This is a genomic window from Mesorhizobium sp. B1-1-7, from assembly GCF_006442705.1.
In the GTDB taxonomy this organism is placed as follows: Bacteria; Pseudomonadota; Alphaproteobacteria; order Rhizobiales; family Rhizobiaceae; genus Mesorhizobium; species Mesorhizobium opportunistum.
The window spans coordinates 1-15851 of the sequence record NZ_VFWQ01000024.1 but is presented as its reverse complement, the minus strand read 5'-3'; the positions used below and the strand labels follow the sequence as shown (position 1 = coordinate 15851).

15 protein-coding genes are annotated in these 15851 nt (G+C 63.9%); 14 read left to right on the top strand and 1 reads right to left on the bottom strand.

Annotation, left to right across the window (positions count from 1 at the left end; translation table 11 throughout):
* Positions 1–121 precede the first annotated feature (121 nt).
* Together FJ978_RS29450 and FJ978_RS29445 are read left to right on the top strand one after the other, a co-directional pair.
* Positions 122–1372 carry an aconitase X gene (locus tag FJ978_RS29450; RefSeq protein WP_013894529.1) on the top strand — a complete coding sequence of 417 codons (1251 nt, stop codon included), beginning with the start codon at positions 122–124 and terminating at the stop codon, positions 1370–1372.
* Positions 1369–1842 (top strand): DUF126 domain-containing protein, encoded by a 474-nt coding sequence (locus tag FJ978_RS29445; RefSeq protein ID WP_140576215.1) that lies wholly within the window; start codon positions 1369–1371, stop codon positions 1840–1842. The genes FJ978_RS29450 and FJ978_RS29445 overlap by 4 nt, the downstream gene beginning before the upstream one ends.
* Here FJ978_RS29445 and FJ978_RS29440 read toward each other — a convergent pair.
* Complete coding sequence (locus tag FJ978_RS29440) at positions 1817–2845, bottom strand: LacI family DNA-binding transcriptional regulator (protein ID WP_140576213.1); 1029 nt, start codon at positions 2843–2845, stop codon at positions 1817–1819. The two genes, FJ978_RS29445 and FJ978_RS29440, sit on opposite strands and share 26 nt — an antisense overlap.
* Positions 2846–3202: 357 nt before the next feature.
* Between FJ978_RS29440 and FJ978_RS29435 the strand changes: the two genes are divergently transcribed.
* The 12 genes from FJ978_RS29435 to FJ978_RS29380 form a co-directional block, all read left to right on the top strand.
* The gene (locus tag FJ978_RS29435) at positions 3203–4816 is read left to right on the top strand and encodes an extracellular solute-binding protein (RefSeq protein WP_140576211.1); all 1614 of its coding nucleotides are present in this window, start codon (positions 3203–3205) and stop codon (positions 4814–4816) included.
* A gap of 82 nt (positions 4817–4898) precedes the next feature.
* The gene (locus FJ978_RS29430; RefSeq protein WP_023779805.1) at positions 4899–5759 is read left to right on the top strand and encodes a carbohydrate ABC transporter permease; all 861 of its coding nucleotides are present in this window, start codon (positions 4899–4901) and stop codon (positions 5757–5759) included.
* Positions 5756–6715, top strand: a complete 960-nt coding sequence (locus tag FJ978_RS29425; protein ID WP_140576209.1) for a sugar ABC transporter permease — start codon at positions 5756–5758, stop codon at positions 6713–6715. Before FJ978_RS29430 ends, FJ978_RS29425 begins: the two co-directional genes overlap by 4 nt.
* Positions 6712–7803: an ABC transporter ATP-binding protein gene (locus tag FJ978_RS29420; protein WP_140576208.1), complete on the top strand. Its 1092-nt coding sequence runs from the start codon at positions 6712–6714 to the stop codon at positions 7801–7803. Before FJ978_RS29425 ends, FJ978_RS29420 begins: the two co-directional genes overlap by 4 nt.
* A gap of 3 nt (positions 7804–7806) precedes the next feature.
* Positions 7807–8883 (top strand): ABC transporter ATP-binding protein, encoded by a 1077-nt coding sequence (locus tag FJ978_RS29415; RefSeq protein WP_140576206.1) that lies wholly within the window; start codon positions 7807–7809, stop codon positions 8881–8883.
* A gap of 35 nt (positions 8884–8918) precedes the next feature.
* Complete coding sequence (locus FJ978_RS29410) at positions 8919–10004, top strand: Gfo/Idh/MocA family oxidoreductase (protein ID WP_140576205.1); 1086 nt, start codon at positions 8919–8921, stop codon at positions 10002–10004.
* 55 nt (positions 10005–10059) lie between these two features.
* The gene (locus FJ978_RS29405) at positions 10060–10974 is read left to right on the top strand and encodes a sugar phosphate isomerase/epimerase (RefSeq protein WP_023768300.1); all 915 of its coding nucleotides are present in this window, start codon (positions 10060–10062) and stop codon (positions 10972–10974) included.
* Between the two features lie 55 nt (positions 10975–11029).
* On the top strand, positions 11030–11974 hold the full coding sequence (locus FJ978_RS29400; RefSeq protein WP_023768299.1) for a substrate-binding domain-containing protein: 945 nt from the start codon (positions 11030–11032) through the stop codon (positions 11972–11974).
* 57 nt (positions 11975–12031) lie between these two features.
* Positions 12032–13036, top strand: coding sequence for an ABC transporter permease (locus FJ978_RS29395; protein ID WP_246678224.1), 1005 nt, complete (start codon positions 12032–12034; stop codon positions 13034–13036).
* Positions 13033–13815 (top strand): ATP-binding cassette domain-containing protein, encoded by a 783-nt coding sequence (locus FJ978_RS29390; protein WP_181176887.1) that lies wholly within the window; start codon positions 13033–13035, stop codon positions 13813–13815. Before FJ978_RS29395 ends, FJ978_RS29390 begins: the two co-directional genes overlap by 4 nt.
* Positions 13816–13825: 10 nt before the next feature.
* Positions 13826–15001 (top strand): aldose 1-epimerase family protein, encoded by a 1176-nt coding sequence (locus tag FJ978_RS29385; RefSeq protein ID WP_140576200.1) that lies wholly within the window; start codon positions 13826–13828, stop codon positions 14999–15001.
* A gap of 49 nt (positions 15002–15050) precedes the next feature.
* Positions 15051–15851 (top strand): fatty acid desaturase (locus FJ978_RS29380; RefSeq protein WP_181180441.1); only part of this gene is annotated, 801 nt, incomplete at its 3' end.

The window sequence follows — 15851 nt, the reverse complement described above, 5'->3', positions numbered from 1 at the left end:
ACGTCGAAAATTTGCGAAAGCGGTGAGGCCTGCCAATCTCCCCCCTTGCGGGGGAGATGCCTGGCAAGGCAGAGGGGGGTGCTGTCCCTCCGTCCTTTCTGATTGCGAGCCCGGAGCTACAATGACCCTGGAACTGAGCGCGCGCGACCGATCCATGCTCGACGGCGAGCAAGGCCCATCCGCGGCTGCCGCCATGAAGATTCTCGTCGCCTTCTCCAACGCCGTCGGGGCGGACGGCCTGCTCGACATTACCAGCGCCCACATCGATGGATGCCTCTACCACGGCAAGGCCGGCCTCGATTTCGTCGAACGGCTCGCCGAGGGCGGCGGGCGTGTCAAGGTGCCGACGACGCTCAATGTCGGCTCGTTCGACCTCATCCATCCGGGCATGGTGAAGATGCCGGCAGCGGAGGAGGTGCCGGCGCGGCGGCTGATGAAGGCGCATATGGAACTTGGCTGCCAGGCGACGTTCACCTGCGCGCCCTACCAGACACGGTTCCGGCCTGAATTCGGTCAGCAGATCGCCTGGGGCGAATCCAACGCCATCGTGTTCGCCAATTCGGTGATCGGGGCGCGCACCAACCGCTATGGCGATTTCATCGACCTGTGCTGCGCCATGACTGGACGCGCGCCGGCTTGGGGCCTGCATCTGAGCGAAAACCGGCGCGGCCGCATCCTGTTCGAATTGGACGTTCCTGATCCGGAGCCGAGCGACAGCCTGTTCGTCGGCGTTGGGCTGATCATCGGACAAGCCAGCGGCGATCGAATTCCGGTGATTGCCGGCCTGCCGCAGCCGCGCGACGAGGACCAGTTGAAGGCACTCGGTGCTGCGGCGGCAACGACGGGTGCTGTGGCGCTGTTCCATGCGGTCGGCATCACGCCGGAAGCCGGAACGCTCGGCGAGGCGTTTCATGGCGAGGCGCCGGAGGAGACGATCCGCATCGGCCGTTCCGATGTCGACCGTGCGCTGGCCAGGCTATCGACGGTGCCGGATGGCTCGCGGCTCGCGGCGGTCTCGTTGGGCACACCGCATTTCTCCCATGAGGAATGGATGCGCCTGTTGCCGCTGCTGCGCGAGGCAGCGCCGGGCAGGGGCATCCCGATCTATGTCAACACAGGCCGCGCGACACTGACACGGCTGCAGCAAGAGGGCGCCCTGGCTGGGATGGAGGCGTTCGGCCTGGTTCCGGTTGCCGACACCTGCACCTATGTCACCTCGATCATGGAACGGCTTGACGGCGTGGTGATGACCAATTCCGGCAAATGGGCGCATTACGCGCCGGGCAATATCGGCGTGACCGTCGCCTTTGCCGACATGAAGGATTGTATCCGTTCCGCCGCGGTCGGCCATGTCGTGCGGAGCGGCACATGACGCAACTGGCGGAAGCGTTTGAAAGAGCAGGCATCTTTCAGCTGGCCGGCGAGGCCGAAGGTCGGGCGCTGGCGTTTTCGCAGCCGCTCAGTTTCTGGGGCGGGATCGATGCGGAGACCGGAGACATCGTCGACCATTCGCATCCGGGGCTCGGCCAGAATGTCGCCGGCAAGATCCTGGTCATGCCGAGCGGGCGCGGCTCGTCATCTTCCTCCTCGGTGCTGGCCGAGGCGATCCGCAAGGGCAAGGCGCCGGCCGGCATTCTTCTGGAGCGGCCGGACCCGATCCTGGCCGTGGGCGCCATCGTCGCCGAGTTTCTCTATGGGATACGCATGCCGTTGGTGGTGTGTGACATTGCCGGCATTGCGACTGGTGACAGGGTCGCGATCGGCTCAGGCGAGGATGGCCGCGCGATCACCAAGGTTCAAACAGAAAGAGAACAGCTCAGATCTCCGGGATGTTCTCCTTGAAGATCACTTGCAGTCTCGGCTGGTGCAATTCATAGGCCAGTCCCCGGACCGCATGGGTCAAGGTGTTGAGCGCCTCGCGGGCCTCGACGCGCGGATTTTGGTCGATGACCGCGTCGAGCGTGCCGTCGAGCAGCAGGTCCTTGGTGCCGTCCGTCACCTCATGGCCGAGGAAGACCATGGATTGCGCGCGGCCGTGCTCCTTGAGCGCACGCGCAATGCCGGTGTTGCCGGCGCCGACATTGTAGATTGCGGCAAGGTCGGGGTGCCGTTCCAGAAGCGCTGATGCTTCCGAATAGGCCTTTTCCCGGTCGTCCAGCATTTCGCGCATTTCGACGATCTCGAGATTGGGCGATTCCTCGGTCAATATGTGCCGGAACCCCATCTCGCGTTCCTCATGGCCGCGATAGGAGAGCGAGCCGGCGAACAGCGCCACCTTGCCGGGACGTTCCGACCCCATGAAGCGGTTGAGCAGATAGCCGGCCAGCCGGCCGGCGGCTCGGTTGTCGATGCCGATATAGGCGACCCTGGGCACATGCAGGATGTCGGAGGCAATGGTCACCACCTTGACATCGTTGGCCGACAGCGAGCGGATCGCCTCGCGCACCGTCGGATGGTCGAGCGCGATGACGCCGACGCCTTGCGTCTGTCCCCGCAGATCCTGCAGCAGACGGGCGAGCCGATCGGGATTGAAGCCCTCTATGGTGGCGATGTGGACGTCGAGATCGGGCCGCGCCAGGGCCTGCGACTCGATGTGGCGGTGCAGCATCTTGATGAAGGAATTGGTGCCGGCCGGCAGCGCGAAGTCGAGCCGGATGATCTCGCTGGGCGAAGGCCGTGGAGGCGCTCCGTTCGGGCTGTCGGCGATGTAGCCGAGGCGCTGCGCCATTTCGAGCACGACCTCGCGGGTGCGCGCCCGCACGCCGGGCCGATTGTTGAGCACGCGGTCGACGGTGGCGGCGGAGACGCCGGCTTCCCGGGCTATGTCAGTCAGGGTGGAACGCACCGTCTTTCATCTCCTCGACGCATCAGGATCACACATTGTCCGCGGCCGGCCTGATGGCAACGGCTCCTCGCTATCCGCGATTCTGATGGGAAATGATGTATCCGGCCTTGGCCGATGCGCAAGCCGTCGGGCTAAATCAAGTCGCCCGGCACGACGACACCGGGGCGGGAAGATACATTTCCCATCAAATCGAGGCATAGGAAGCGCTGTATGGGCCTTGGTATGACGCATTTCCTCGCCTCATTGCGATGTTGTGAGGTATTTTGATTATTTATGATGTTGACAGCCTTCCGATCCTGCCGTCAATATCCCTCATGGGCTCGTGGAGGAAACATTGGGCCTGAGGGAGGAATTCCAATGTCTGATCTGATCCGCATGTCGCGACGCCGATTGTTGGCGTCCGGAGGAAAGGCGGCGGTGTTCGTAGCCGCGGCAGGTATCGCACCCCAATTCATCCGTCCCGGCCGTGCCTATGCGGCGGACGCGCTGGCGCCGGGCATGATCGGCGGCCCGACCGGTTTCGAGGGCGCCGAGCGCTACCAGTATGGCGCCGACACGCCGGAAGGCCGCGCTATCGAGGCGGCCAAGGCGCTGAAGGGCGCCGGCAAGGCGCCGGCCAAGATCGTGCTCGGCCTGTCGGACGGCTCCATCGGCCAGCTCACGCAGCCATTCCCGGCCGGCGCGCTGTCGATCAAGGAGCTGTGGGAAAAGGAAACCGGCATTCCGATCGAGATCGTCGGCCTGCCGAACGGTCAGGAATTCACCAAGACGATGCAGGACATTTCCACCAAGGGTGGCGCCTATGACATCTATTCGACCGAGTGGAATCGCCTCGGCGATCTCGCAGAGACCGGCGGCATCGCCAAGCTCGACGACTTTGTCGCCCAGTACAAGCCCGAGTGGGACGACCCCAAGACCGGCTATGTCGATGGCGCCAAGGGTGTGTCGCTGCTCAACAAATACCGTGGCTCGAACTATGGCGTGTCGCTGGACGGCGACTTCCAGACCTGGGTCTACCGCACCGATCTGTTCGGCGACGCCGCCGAGCAGAAGACGTTCAAGGACAAATACGGCTACGATTTGGCGCCGCCGAAAACCTGGAAGCAGCACGGCGATATCGCCGCCTTCTTCCAGCGTCCGGACAAGGGCCTGTTCGGCTCGACCGACCTGCGCAACCAGGGCTGGGGTTACACCAACTGGTACCAGCGCTATGTCTCGATGGCCTCGCCCAACCAGTTCCTGTTTGGCGACGACGGCAAGCCGCTGATCAATTCCGAGCATGGCATCGCCGCCACCAACGAATATGTCGCTTCGCTCGCCCATCACTCGCCGGATGCGATCTCGTGGGGCTGGCCGGAGCAGTATGGCAATTTCGCCAAGGGCGGTGCGGCGATGACCTGCGCCTTCTCCAACCTGCCGAAATTCCTCGACAATGCCGGCAACAAGGATTCGGCTGTCACCGGCAAGATCGGCACGATGCTGCCACCCGGCCGCGAGATCGATGGCAAGCTGATCAGCCGCTCCGTGCTGTGGTTCTCGCTGACCGGCATGGTCTCCTCGCAGTCGAAGAACCAGGAAGTCGCCTATCTCCTGCTGCAATGGCTGGGCTCGGCCCGCATCTACGCCTGGATGAGCGCCAATCCCGGCGGCTATCTCGATCCGTTCCGGCTTTCGGATTTCTCCGATCCGCTGGTGCGCCAGACCTACCATGCCTACCACATGGACGTGGTGCGCGAGACGGTCGCCCGCACCGTCCCGACCATCAACTATCCCGGCGCCACCGCCTTCCATAACGCACTGGACGAAAACCTCATGGCCTCGCTGACCAAGGCCAAGACCGCAGAGCAGGCGATGGCCGATACCGAGACCGAGTGGAAGAAGATCGCCCGGCGCATCGGCGAGGACAAGCTGCTGGAAGCCATCAGGACCAACAAGGAGGCATGGCCGACCGTTCTCGATCCCATCAGTTGATCCATCTCCCTGGATCAGGAGCGAAGGGGAGGAGCGAAAGCTCTTCCCCTCCGTAGTCAACGCCACCAGCAGAAGCAGCCAGATGAAGCGTTCCGTCCCCTTCGAGATATTCCGCTACGCCGCGATCCTCGCGGCAATGGCGGTGACGCTGGTGCCGATCCTGTGGATGGTGTCGATGGCCTTCAAGCCAATCGCCGAATGGTCGGCGACGGGAGCCGACCTGACATGGTGGCCGAAGAACCCGACGCTCAGCAATTTCCAGTTCGTGTTCGGTGAGTCCACCAACAGCCTGATCGTGGCGCTCGACCGCACCGCGCTGAAGCCGATCCTGTCGTCGCTGCTGTCGGCTGTGTTCGGCACCGCGATCGCCATGTCGGCGGGCACGGCGGCGGCCTATGGGCTGTCGCGCTTCGGCTCGGGTCAGAACCTGCCGCTGGCGCTGATCCAGCTCAGGCTATTCCCGCCGATGGCGGTGATGATCCCGGTGATGATCATGTGGGCGTTCCTGAACTTCACCGACAGCTGGTGGGGCCTGGCGCTGATCTACGGCATCGTCACCTTGCCGTTCGCCTTCTGGCTGATGAAGACCTTCTTCGACGACATGCCGCGCGAGATCGAGGAGGCCGCCCTGGTCGAGGGCTGTTCGCGGCTGCGCGTCTTCACCCGCATCACGCTGCCGATGATGCGCGCGCCGCTTGCGAGTGCGGCATTGTTCGTCTTCATCCTCAACTGGTCGGACTATCTGATCGCGCTGCTTCTGACGACGCGCGAATGGGTGACGATCCCGGTCTACATGGCCTCGCTGTCATCCTCGATGACCGGCCAGCTCTATGGCGCCAAGGCAGCGCTTGGCCTCATCGCCGCCGTGCCGCCCGTCATCATGGGCATCGCCATCCAGCGCCATCTGGTGCGTGGGCTGACTTTTGGGGCGCTCAAGCAATGAGCGCGGTGACAGTGACTGTTTCGGAGGACGAAATGGGTGCCGCGCGTGCGAAGCCGGCCCTGCGGGACGAGGGCGCGCGGCTGGGATTCCGGCTGACCCTGCCGGCGCAGATCCTGGTCCTGTTCATCTCCGTCTTTCCGCTCTTGATGCAGCTCTACATCAGCGTCACCGACTGGTCGCCGCTCTCGGGCATCGGCTGGTGGAACGCCTGGGAGATGTGGAACAGTTTTGCCAACTACACCGACCTTGCCGCCGATGCCCGCTTCTGGAGCGCGCTGAGGCGCACGGCGATCGTCATGGTCGTCTGCGTGCCGGCCGAGTTCCTGTTGGGTCTCGCATTGGCGACGCTGTTCGCCGACGATTTTTCGGGCAAGCGCATCTTCTATTCGATCCTGCTGATGCCGATGATGGTGGTGCCGGCGGTGGCCGGCTACATGTTCTTCATGCTGTTCCAGTCGGGTGGCCCGGTGAACGACATCCTGTCCACCATCACGGGTACACGCGTCACCATTGCCTGGCTTTCGGACCCGACGCTGGCGCTGATCGCGGTGATGATCGCCGATATCTGGCAGTGGACGCCGCTGATGTTCCTCATCTTGCTCGCCGGCCTGGTCGGCGTGCCGGAGGACCAGATCAAGGCCGCGACCTTGCTCGGCGCCAATCCATGGCAGCGTTTCGTCACCATCGTGCTGCCGAAGATGAAGACGATTATCATCATCGCGCTGGCGATCCGCGTGATCGAGAACTTCAAGATCTTCGACACGCTCTACATCATGACCGGCGGCGGCCCCGGCGTCGCCACCGAAACGATCTCGGTCTACATCTACAAGGTCACCACGCAGGACCTGATCTGGGGCTATGTGGCGGCGATCGCGCTCGCCATCCTGATCGTTCTTTCCATCGTCGCCGTGTTCGCCATGAAGCGCATGGCGCGGACAACGCAGGTGCCGGCATGAGCGCGATCCAGCTGCGCAACCTCACCAAGACATTCGGCGATTTCACCGCGCTGAAGACCATGGACCTCGAAATATCAGATGGCGAGTTCATGGCGCTGCTCGGACCCTCGGGCTGCGGCAAGTCGACGACGATGAACATGATCGCCGGCATGGAAGAACCGACCAGCGGCAAGATCCTGTTCGGCGAGCGCGACATGGCCGGCGTGCCGATGGGCCGGCGCGGCGTCGGCTTCGTGTTCCAGAACTACGCCATCTTCACCCACATGACGGTGCGCCAGAACCTTGCCTATGGCCCGAGGATGCGCGGCACCGACAAAGCCGAGATCGACCGCCGCGTCGGCACCATCGCCGAGCTGCTGCAGCTGACGCCGCTGCTCGACCGCAAGGCCGACCGGCTCTCGGTCAACATATTGCAGCGCGTGGCGATCGGCCGCTCGGCCATCATGGAGCCTGCGATCTTCCTGCTCGACGAGCCGCTGTCCAATGTCGATGCCGCCTTCCGGGCTGTGATGCGCACCGAGCTGAAGCAGCTACAGCGCCAGTTCAGGCAGACCATGGTCTACGTCACTCACGACCAGCTCGAGGCCATGACCATGGCCGACCGCATTGCGGTGATGGATCATGGCGTGCTGCAGCAGGTCGGCACCCCGCTCGAGGTCTACAACAACCCAGCCAATGTCTTCGTCGCTCGTTTCATCGGCGCACCGGGCATGAACCTGCTCAGGGGCAAGCCGGCGGAGAGCGACCGCGGGCTGGTCATCGATCTCGGGCCGCTGGGTGTGACGCCGCCATTGCCGGACGATCTGGCAGCCACCTTGCGCGGCGCGCGCGGCGAGGTGCTCTACGGTTTTCGGCCGGAGCAGGTGGCGTTGGCGCAGGACGCGCGCGGGATCACCATGCCTATCACCTTCGTCGAGCGCATCGGCGCGCGCACCATCGTCCATCTCGGCCAGGGCGAGGGCGCCGTGAAGGCGGTGTTCGACAATGATGTCGGGCTGGCCATCGGGCAGATGGCTGTCGTCGCGCCCGCGGCTTCGTCGGTGCGTGTCTTCGACGCCGCCAGCGGCCTTGCGATGAGGGTGGGCTGAGCCATGGCCGACATCATCTTCCGCAATGTCACGAAACGCTATGGTGCTACGATCGCCGTCGACGACGCCTCGTTCACTGTCAACGACAACGAGTTCTTCTGCTTCTTCGGGCCGCCGCTGTCGGGCAAGTCGACGATCCTGCGCCTAGTGCTCGGGCTTGAGATGCCGGATGCTGGCGAAATCCTGATCGGCGGCAGACCGGTCAATATGGTATCGCCGGCCGAGCGCAATGTCGCGATGGTGTTCCAGAACCTGGCGCTGTTCCCGCATATGAGCGCGCTGGACAATGTGCGCTTCCCGCTGGTCGAGCGCCGGGTCGCCGAGACCCAGATCGAAAAGCGCGTCGCCGATGTCGCCGCTAAGCTGCATATCGGTCACATCCTGCACAAGCCGCCGGCGCAGCTTTCGGGCGGCGAGCGGCAGCGCGTGGCGATCGCGCGCGCGCTGGTGCGCGACCCCAATGCCTATCTGATGGACGATCCGATCTCGGCGCTCGATGCCAGGCTGCGCGAGGAAACGCGGGTCGAGCTGAAGCGCATCCAGCGCGAGCTCGGCAAAACGCTGATCTATGTCACCCACGACCAGGAAGAGGCGATGTCGATCGCCGACCGCATCGCCATACTGGACACTGGCACGATCAGGCAGATCGGTGCGCCGGCCGAGATCTACGACCGCCCGGCCAGCACCTATGTGGCGCGGTTGCTCGGTTCGCCTGTCATGAACATCCTGAAATCGGCGCGCGGCGAGGGCGGTGTCGAGGCGGCTGAAGGCACGATCCGGATTGCCGACAAGGCTGCCCCCGTTGATGCTGTCGAGATTGGGCTGAGACCGGAAGACATCAAGGTTAGACCGTGGCCCATTGATGGCAAAGAGGATGGAGGGTCGGGTCGCCCCGCGCGAGTGTTCGAGGTCGAGCCGCTCGGCGGCTATACCGTGGTGACGCTCGCCGCCGGGCAGGCGCGGCTGAAGGCACTCTTGCGCGGCCAGCCCGACATCAGGCCCGATGCGATGGTGGCGATATCCTGCGAGCCGGCCCGCGTGCATTATTTCGGGCAAGGCGGAGGCGCGTTGGCGAGATGATTGCGGCCGCGAGGACAGAGTTTCGGGAGGAAGATATGACAGGCAAGGGTTTCGAGCCGGACGTGAAGGTCCGCACGAAAGAATACAGGATCGGCTGCGTCGGCGCCGGCATGATCATGGCCGAGTGCCATCTGGCTGCCTACAAGGAGGCCGGGTTTCCGGTGGTGGCGATCGCTTCGCGCACCAAGGCAAGCGCCCAGAAGGTGGCGACACGCTGGGGCATCCCGACCGTCCACGATACACCGGAACAGCTGATCGAGGACGCAAACGTCGAGATCATCGACCTTGCCTTTCCGCCGGACCAGCAGCCGGCGCTGATCCGCCATGCGCTGAAGCAGAAGCACATCAAGGCGATCCTGGCGCAGAAGCCGTTGGCGCTGTCGGTCGAGGAGGCGGTCAAGCTGCGCGACGAAGCGGCGACGGCCGGCAAGATCCTCTCGGTCAACCAGAACATGCGCTACGACCAGTCGATGCGCGTGCTGAAGCAGATCATGGACAGCGGCGCGCTCGGCGACATCGTGTTCGCGCAGATCGACATGCACGCCATCCCGCACTGGCAGACCTTCCTCGAGGATTACGACCGGCTGACGCTCGCCAATATGAGCGTGCACCATCTCGATGTGCTGCGTTTCCTGTTCGGCGATCCCGAGGAAATCACCACGCTGACGCGTAAGGATCCGCGCACGAAGTTCGATCACTCCGACGGCATCACCGTGTCGACACTGCGCTTCCCGTCCGGGGTGCTCGCCGTGTCGCTGGAGGATGTGTGGTCCGGCCCGCGCCAGGAAGGCTACAAGGACGACCAGCACATCAACTGGCGCGTCGACGGCACCAAGGGCGTCGCCAAGGGCACGATCGGCTGGCCGACGGGCGCTGCCTCGACCCTGACCTACGCCTCGACCGAGACCACCGGCGGCGAATGGGTGAGCCCAAGCTGGGACACGATGTGGTTCCCCCATGCCTTCATCGGCGTGATGGAGCAACTGCAGCACGCGGTGAAGACAGGCATGCCACCGGCGCTGTCGGTCGCCGACAACGTCAAGACCATGGCGCTGGTCGAAGCGGGCTACCGCTCGATCGACGAGGGCCGCACGGTCAAGCTGTCCGAGATCGCTACCTGATCACCGCAACTGAAACACCAGACAACTGAATCGCTTACAGGGAGGAATTCACGTCATGATGCAGGCAGGTATTTTCACGGGCTATTTCCCGTACGGTCTCGAAGAGACGGCGAAGAAGATCCGCGGGCTCGGTTTCAACACGGTGCAGCTCGACCTGCACTTCAGGGATGTCGACCTGTCGGCCGGCCAGATCACCAAGGACAAGGCGAAGAGGGTGCGCGACGTCTTCCGCGACCACAATCTGCCTGTCTGCTGCGTGTCGGGCTACACCAACATCATCCATCCGGACAAGGCCGAGCGCGACAAGCGCGTCGGCTACCTCAAGGAGATCATCCGCAACGCCCGCCATTTCGGCTCGCCTTACGTGATCTCGGAAACCGGCACCTACAACACCGAATCCGACTGGGTGCATCACCCCAAGAACAAGACCGAGGAAGGTTTCGAGGAATGCCGCAAGGTGATCGCCGACCTTGCCCAGACAGCCTATGACCATGGCGCGGTCTTCCTGCTCGAAACCTACGTCAACAACGTCGTCGGCTCTGTCGAGGAGACGGTGCGGATGTTCGCGCAGGTCGACCATCCCGGCCTTGGCCTGCTGATGGACCCGACCAACTATTTCGAGACGCACAACATCGACCGCATGGATCAGATCCTGAACCAGGTGTTCGACACGTTGACCGACAAGATCAAGATCGCGCATGCCAAGGACGTCAAGCGTTCGGGCGACGACAAGTCGGAGAAGCACGCCGATATCGGCGACGCCGACGCGATGGAAAGCCATACGTTCCGCGGCGTCGGCGAGATCGAGCTGCCGGCGCCGGGCCTCGGCTCGCTGAACTACGACCTCTATCTCAAGCGGCTGGCGGAAAAGCACCCGAACATCCCGGTGATCATCGAGCATCTGTCGGAAGACGACGTGCCGCGCGCCAAGACATTCCTGGACGGGAAGTTCCGCGCCAACGGCCTGTGATGGCCAGCCGCGCCGCCGGTGCATGGCGGCGCCGCTCCAAACAAGGGAGGAAAGAATGTTGAAATTCGCTTTGAAATTGGCGGCCGCCGCGACAGTGCTTGCCGGCGTCGCGTTCGGATCGACGGCGCAGGCGCAGGACGGGCAGAAGACTTTTTATCTCCTGTCGCATGGCGGCCCGTCGGACGCGTTCTGGATCGACTGGAATGCCGGCGCGACCAAGGCCTGCGACCAGCTCAAGGTGACCTGCAAGATCTCCTTCAGCGGCGGCGACATGGCGGCGCAGAAGGAGGCTTTCAATTCGGCATTGGCCGCCAAGCCTGACGGCATCGCCACCACCTCGGCGCAGCCGGGCCTGTGGACCGAGGAGGTCAAGGCGGCCAAGGCAGCCGGCATCCCGATCGTGTTCTTCAACACCGACGATCCTGCGACGGGGCGCCAGGCCTATGTCGGGGCCGACCTCAAGGAAGCCGGCGCGATCTGGGCCAAATATCTCGTCGACCACAAGATGGTGAAGCAGGGCGACAAGGTGTTCTTGCCGGTCGAGGTTCCCGGTGCAAGCTACCAGCAGCTGGAGACCGAAGGCATCGCCAGCGTTTTCGATCCGCTTGGGATCAAATACGACGTGGTCGATTGCGGCACCGATCCGGCCGGCATCATCGCCAAGATGACCGATTACATGGTCGCCAACAATCCGCCGGCGATCATCGCACTCGGCGATTCCGTGGCGGCCAGCGTCAAGCGGGTGTTCGACGGCGCAGGCGTTCCGGCCGGCAAGATCCCGGTCGTGGGCTGGGGCAATTCCAAGGAGACGGCACAGGCGGTCAAGGACGGCTTCGTCAACGCCGCCGCCTGGCAGTACCCGTCGGCGCAAGGCTTCATGCCGGTGGCGCTGCTCGGGCTCGCCGCCTCGGGCGAACCGATCGGCTACGACATCCACACTTTCGGTCTCTACGACGCCTCCAGCGTCGACCCGATCCTGAAGCTCTACGACAAGAAGTGAGAAACCGGCGCCCGCCGGAAAGCGGCGGGCGTCTTCCAAAGCATGGTCCAAGCAGTCATGACAATCGCCGCAGAAGATGACGCGCCGGGAGCGAAGGGCAGATCGAGCCTGCTGCGCTCGCCGCAATTCTCCTCCTTCGTCATCCTCGTCGTCCTGCTGGTGGCGTTCGCCATCGCGGACGCCAATTTCTTGTCGCCGCTCAACATCTCCAACATGATGGCGTTCCTGCCCGAACTCGGCATCATCGCGCTCGGCATGACGTTGCTTCTGACGGCGGGCGAGTTCGACCTTTCCGTCGGCGCGGTGTTCGGGCTGGCGCCGGTCGTGGTCATGCTTTTGGTGCAGAACGGCGGGGTGGATATCGGCATCGCCCTTCTGGCCGGGCTTCTCTTGTGCATCGCCATCGGCGCGATCAACGGGCTGATCGTCACCAAGATCGGCATTTCGTCCTTCCTGGTGACGCTGTCGATGCTGCTCGTCGTGCGCGGGGCAGCGCTCTACATCACGCAGGGATTTCCGCTGAAATCCTGGGACCAGCCCGGCTTCTTCGTGACGCTGCTCGCCGGCAGCTTCAACATCGGCTCGTTCCGCTTCTACACCTCGCTGTGGTGGTTCATCGGCCTGTCGCTGATGGCGATCTACATCCTGCGTTACGCCAAGCTCGGCAACTGGATCAGCGCCATCGGGTCCAACCGCAACGCGGCGGTGGCGCGCGGCGTGCCGGCGGACGCCGTCAAGATCTGGCTGTTCATAGCGACTTCGGTGCTGGCCGGCCTTGCCGGCATGATCAGCGCCTTCCGCATCTCCGCCGCCTCACCGGTGGCCGGCACCGGCTACGAGCTGGAAGTGATCGCCATGGTGGTGGTCGGCGGCACGGCGCTGACCGGCGGGCGCGGCACCATCCTGGGCACCATCGTCGGCGCGCTGATGCTGCGCGCCATCCGCAACGGCATCGTGCTGATCGGCGTACCGGGGCTTGCCTACAATATTTTCGTCGGCCTCATCATCCTCGCCATGCTTATCCTGCACGCTCTGCTGCAGAAGAACGCCGCAAGGGGCTGACGATGGAAGTGCTTCGGCTGCAGAATCTGCAAAAATCCTTCGGCAGCGTGCGCGCGCTGAAGAATGCCTCGCTGACGCTGAGGGAGGGCGAGGTGGTGGCGCTGCTCGGCGACAATGGCGCCGGCAAGTCGACGCTGATCAAGGCGATCTCGGGCGTGTTCCCCGTCGACCGTGGCGACATCTTCGTGCGCGGCGAGAAGGTCTCGATTCGCTCGACCCGCGATGCGATGGACTTGGGCATCGAGACCATCCACCAGGATACCTCGCTGGCGCCGGATCTCAGCATCGCGCGCAATCTTTTCCTTGGCCGCGAGCCGGTCAGTTTTGGCTGGCTCGGCGTGTTCGCGCCGCTCGATCTCGCAAAGTTGCGCAAGGCCGCTTCCGAACTGCTCAAGCGCGTCGGCATTTCGAAGAAGCTGGACGCCGATGCGCTGGTCTCGACGTTGTCGGGCGGCGAACGGCAGTCGATCGCCATTTCGCGCGCCATGCAGTTCGCCGCCAAGGTGATCATCCTCGACGAGCCGACCAACAATCTCGGTGTCGAGGAAACCCATGGCGTGCTGCGCTTCGTCAAGGAGGTGCGCGACGCCGGCCATTCGGTGCTGCTCATCACCCACAACATCCACCATGTGTTCCAGGTCGCCGACCGCATCATCGTCATGCGCCGCGGCGAGATCGTCGCCGAACAGACGGTCGCCGACACCGACCTCTTGACCGTGGAAAGCATCATCACCGGCGCCGACATGTCGGCCTTGCTCAAGGAGACGAGGGCAAAGTGAAGGACGTCGCATGGTAGAGCTTTACGGCAAGACGCTGTCGCGAAGGCAATTGGCCGAGCGATCCGGCATGCTGTCGCAATTCGCCGGGGTGCGGCTGATGACGCTTGGCGATGGGGTGGAGCGCGGCATCCGCATGCTGGAATTCCGCACCGGCTCGGGCCTGCGTTTCACCGCGCTGGTCGACCGGGCGCTCGACATCGCCGACTGCGACTATAGGGGCCAGGCGATCGGCTGGCATTCGCCGAGCGGTTTTCGCCATCCGGGCTTGCACGAGTATGAGGGGGAGAGCGGGCTCGCCTGGGCACGCTCCTTTTCCGGCCTGCTCGTCACCTGCGGCCTCGACCACATATTGGGCCGGGAAGAAGTGCCTGTTGACACCTACAACTACCCCGGCAAGAAGACCGCGGTCCATTCGCTGCATGGCCGTGTCGGCACGATCCCGGCGCGGCTGACCAGTTATGGCGAGCGCTGGGATGGCGACCGCTGCTTGCTGTGGGCCGAAGGTGTCGTCCAGCAATCGGCGGTGTTCGGCGAGGACCTGCATCTGATCCGCCGCATCGAGGCCGATGTCGGCGGCAACGAGATCCGGCTGTCCGACCGTGTCGTCAATCACGGCTTCAACCGCACGCCGCATATGTATTTCTACCACGTCAATGTCAGCCATCCCTTGCTCGACGAAGGGTCGCGTTATCTGGCGCCGATCCGCGAAATTGTCTGGGCCGGCCATGCCGGCGAGCATTACGAAGCGCAGAAGGTCGGCTACCGCACGGTGCCGGCGCCGCAGCTCGGTTTCAGCGAACAGGTCTGGCAGCATGAGATGACGGCCGACGCCAATGGCGAGGTACCGGTGGCGGTGGTCAACGACCGGCTCGGTCTCGGCTTCGAAGTGGTGACGCGCAAGGACCAATTGCCTTGCGCCTATCAATGGCAGAACTTCCAGGCCGGGCAGTATGCGCTGGGCATTGAGCCTTCGACCCATCATGTGCTTGGCGATCTCGCCGCGCGCGAACGCGGCGAGATGATCTGGCTGGAGCATGGCGAAAGCCGGGGCTACGATGCGGTGTTTCGCGTCCTCGATGGCGCCGGCGAGATTGCCGCGGCCGAAAGCAGGATTACCTCTATCGCCAGGCAGCCGCGGCAGGATTATCCGCAACCGTCGGGAAATTTTGCGAGATTAAGGCCATGATGCGACAGGAATGCTCCGGCTGGCGGGCCGGAAACCGGAGGCCGGTGTGATGGGCAAAAAACGCGACTACAGCCTTGTCGGCGAAAGCACGCGGCTTGCGATCGAGACTGGCCTGGCCTCGGCCGAGTGGTACCACACCGACGTGCCGCGCAAGGTGATGAAGGAGCTGATGCAACGCTCCGACGGTCCGGCCATCCGCGACACGGTGATCTGGCTCGCCGTCATACTGGGCTCCGCCGCCGGCATCGTCTGGTTCTGGGGCTCATGGTGGGTGGTGCCGTTCCTGTTCGTCTACGGCGTGCTCTACGGCTCGTCGAGCGACTCGCGCTGGCACGAATGCGGCCACGGCACGGCTTTCCGCACGCGCTGGATGAACGACATGGTCTACCATGTCGCCTCCTTCATGCTGATGCGCAATCCCGTGCAATGGCGCTGGAGCCATGCGCGCCACCACACCGACACCATCATCGTCGGCCGCGATGCCGAAATCGCCGTCATGCGTCCGCCGGACCTGCTGAAGGCGGCGTTGGCCTTCACCGGCATCCTCGATTTCCGCTATTCGCTGCCGACCTTGGTGCGCCAGGCCTTTGGCACGCTGTCGGAGGAGGAGAAGAGCTACATCCCCGAAATGGAACAGCACAAGGCCGTAGTCGCCGCCCGCTGGCATGTGGCCATCTATGTCGCGACGATCGCCCAAGCGATCGCGCTGGGGTCATGGGTGCCGCTGGTGCTGGTCGGCCTGCCGCGCCTCTATGGCACCTGGCACATGGTGACGACCGGCCTGCTGCAGCATATCGGCCTTGCCGACAATGTCGTCGACCACCGGCTCAACACCCGCACGGTCTACATG

Bases quoted from the DNA above. Each gene is read 5' to 3' on its own strand.
- FJ978_RS29405 (WP_023768300.1), top strand. From the start codon at position 10,060: ATGATGCAGGCAGGTATTTTCACGGGCTATTTCCCGTACGGTCTCGAA.
- FJ978_RS29385 (WP_140576200.1), top strand. From the start codon at position 13,826: ATGGTAGAGCTTTACGGCAAGACGCTGTCGCGAAGGCAATTGGCCGAG.
- FJ978_RS29410 (WP_140576205.1), top strand. From the start codon at position 8,919: ATGACAGGCAAGGGTTTCGAGCCGGACGTGAAGGTCCGCACGAAAGAA.
- FJ978_RS29430 (WP_023779805.1), top strand. From the start codon at position 4,899: ATGAAGCGTTCCGTCCCCTTCGAGATATTCCGCTACGCCGCGATCCTC.
- FJ978_RS29415 (WP_140576206.1), top strand. From the start codon at position 7,807: ATGGCCGACATCATCTTCCGCAATGTCACGAAACGCTATGGTGCTACG.
- FJ978_RS29400 (WP_023768299.1), top strand. From the start codon at position 11,030: ATGTTGAAATTCGCTTTGAAATTGGCGGCCGCCGCGACAGTGCTTGCC.
- FJ978_RS29435 (WP_140576211.1), top strand. From the start codon at position 3,203: ATGTCTGATCTGATCCGCATGTCGCGACGCCGATTGTTGGCGTCCGGA.
- FJ978_RS29395 (WP_246678224.1), top strand. From the start codon at position 12,032: ATGACAATCGCCGCAGAAGATGACGCGCCGGGAGCGAAGGGCAGATCG.
- FJ978_RS29450 (WP_013894529.1), top strand. From the start codon at position 122: ATGACCCTGGAACTGAGCGCGCGCGACCGATCCATGCTCGACGGCGAG.
- FJ978_RS29445 (WP_140576215.1), top strand. From the start codon at position 1,369: ATGACGCAACTGGCGGAAGCGTTTGAAAGAGCAGGCATCTTTCAGCTG.
- FJ978_RS29420 (WP_140576208.1), top strand. From the start codon at position 6,712: ATGAGCGCGATCCAGCTGCGCAACCTCACCAAGACATTCGGCGATTTC.
- FJ978_RS29425 (WP_140576209.1), top strand. From the start codon at position 5,756: ATGAGCGCGGTGACAGTGACTGTTTCGGAGGACGAAATGGGTGCCGCG.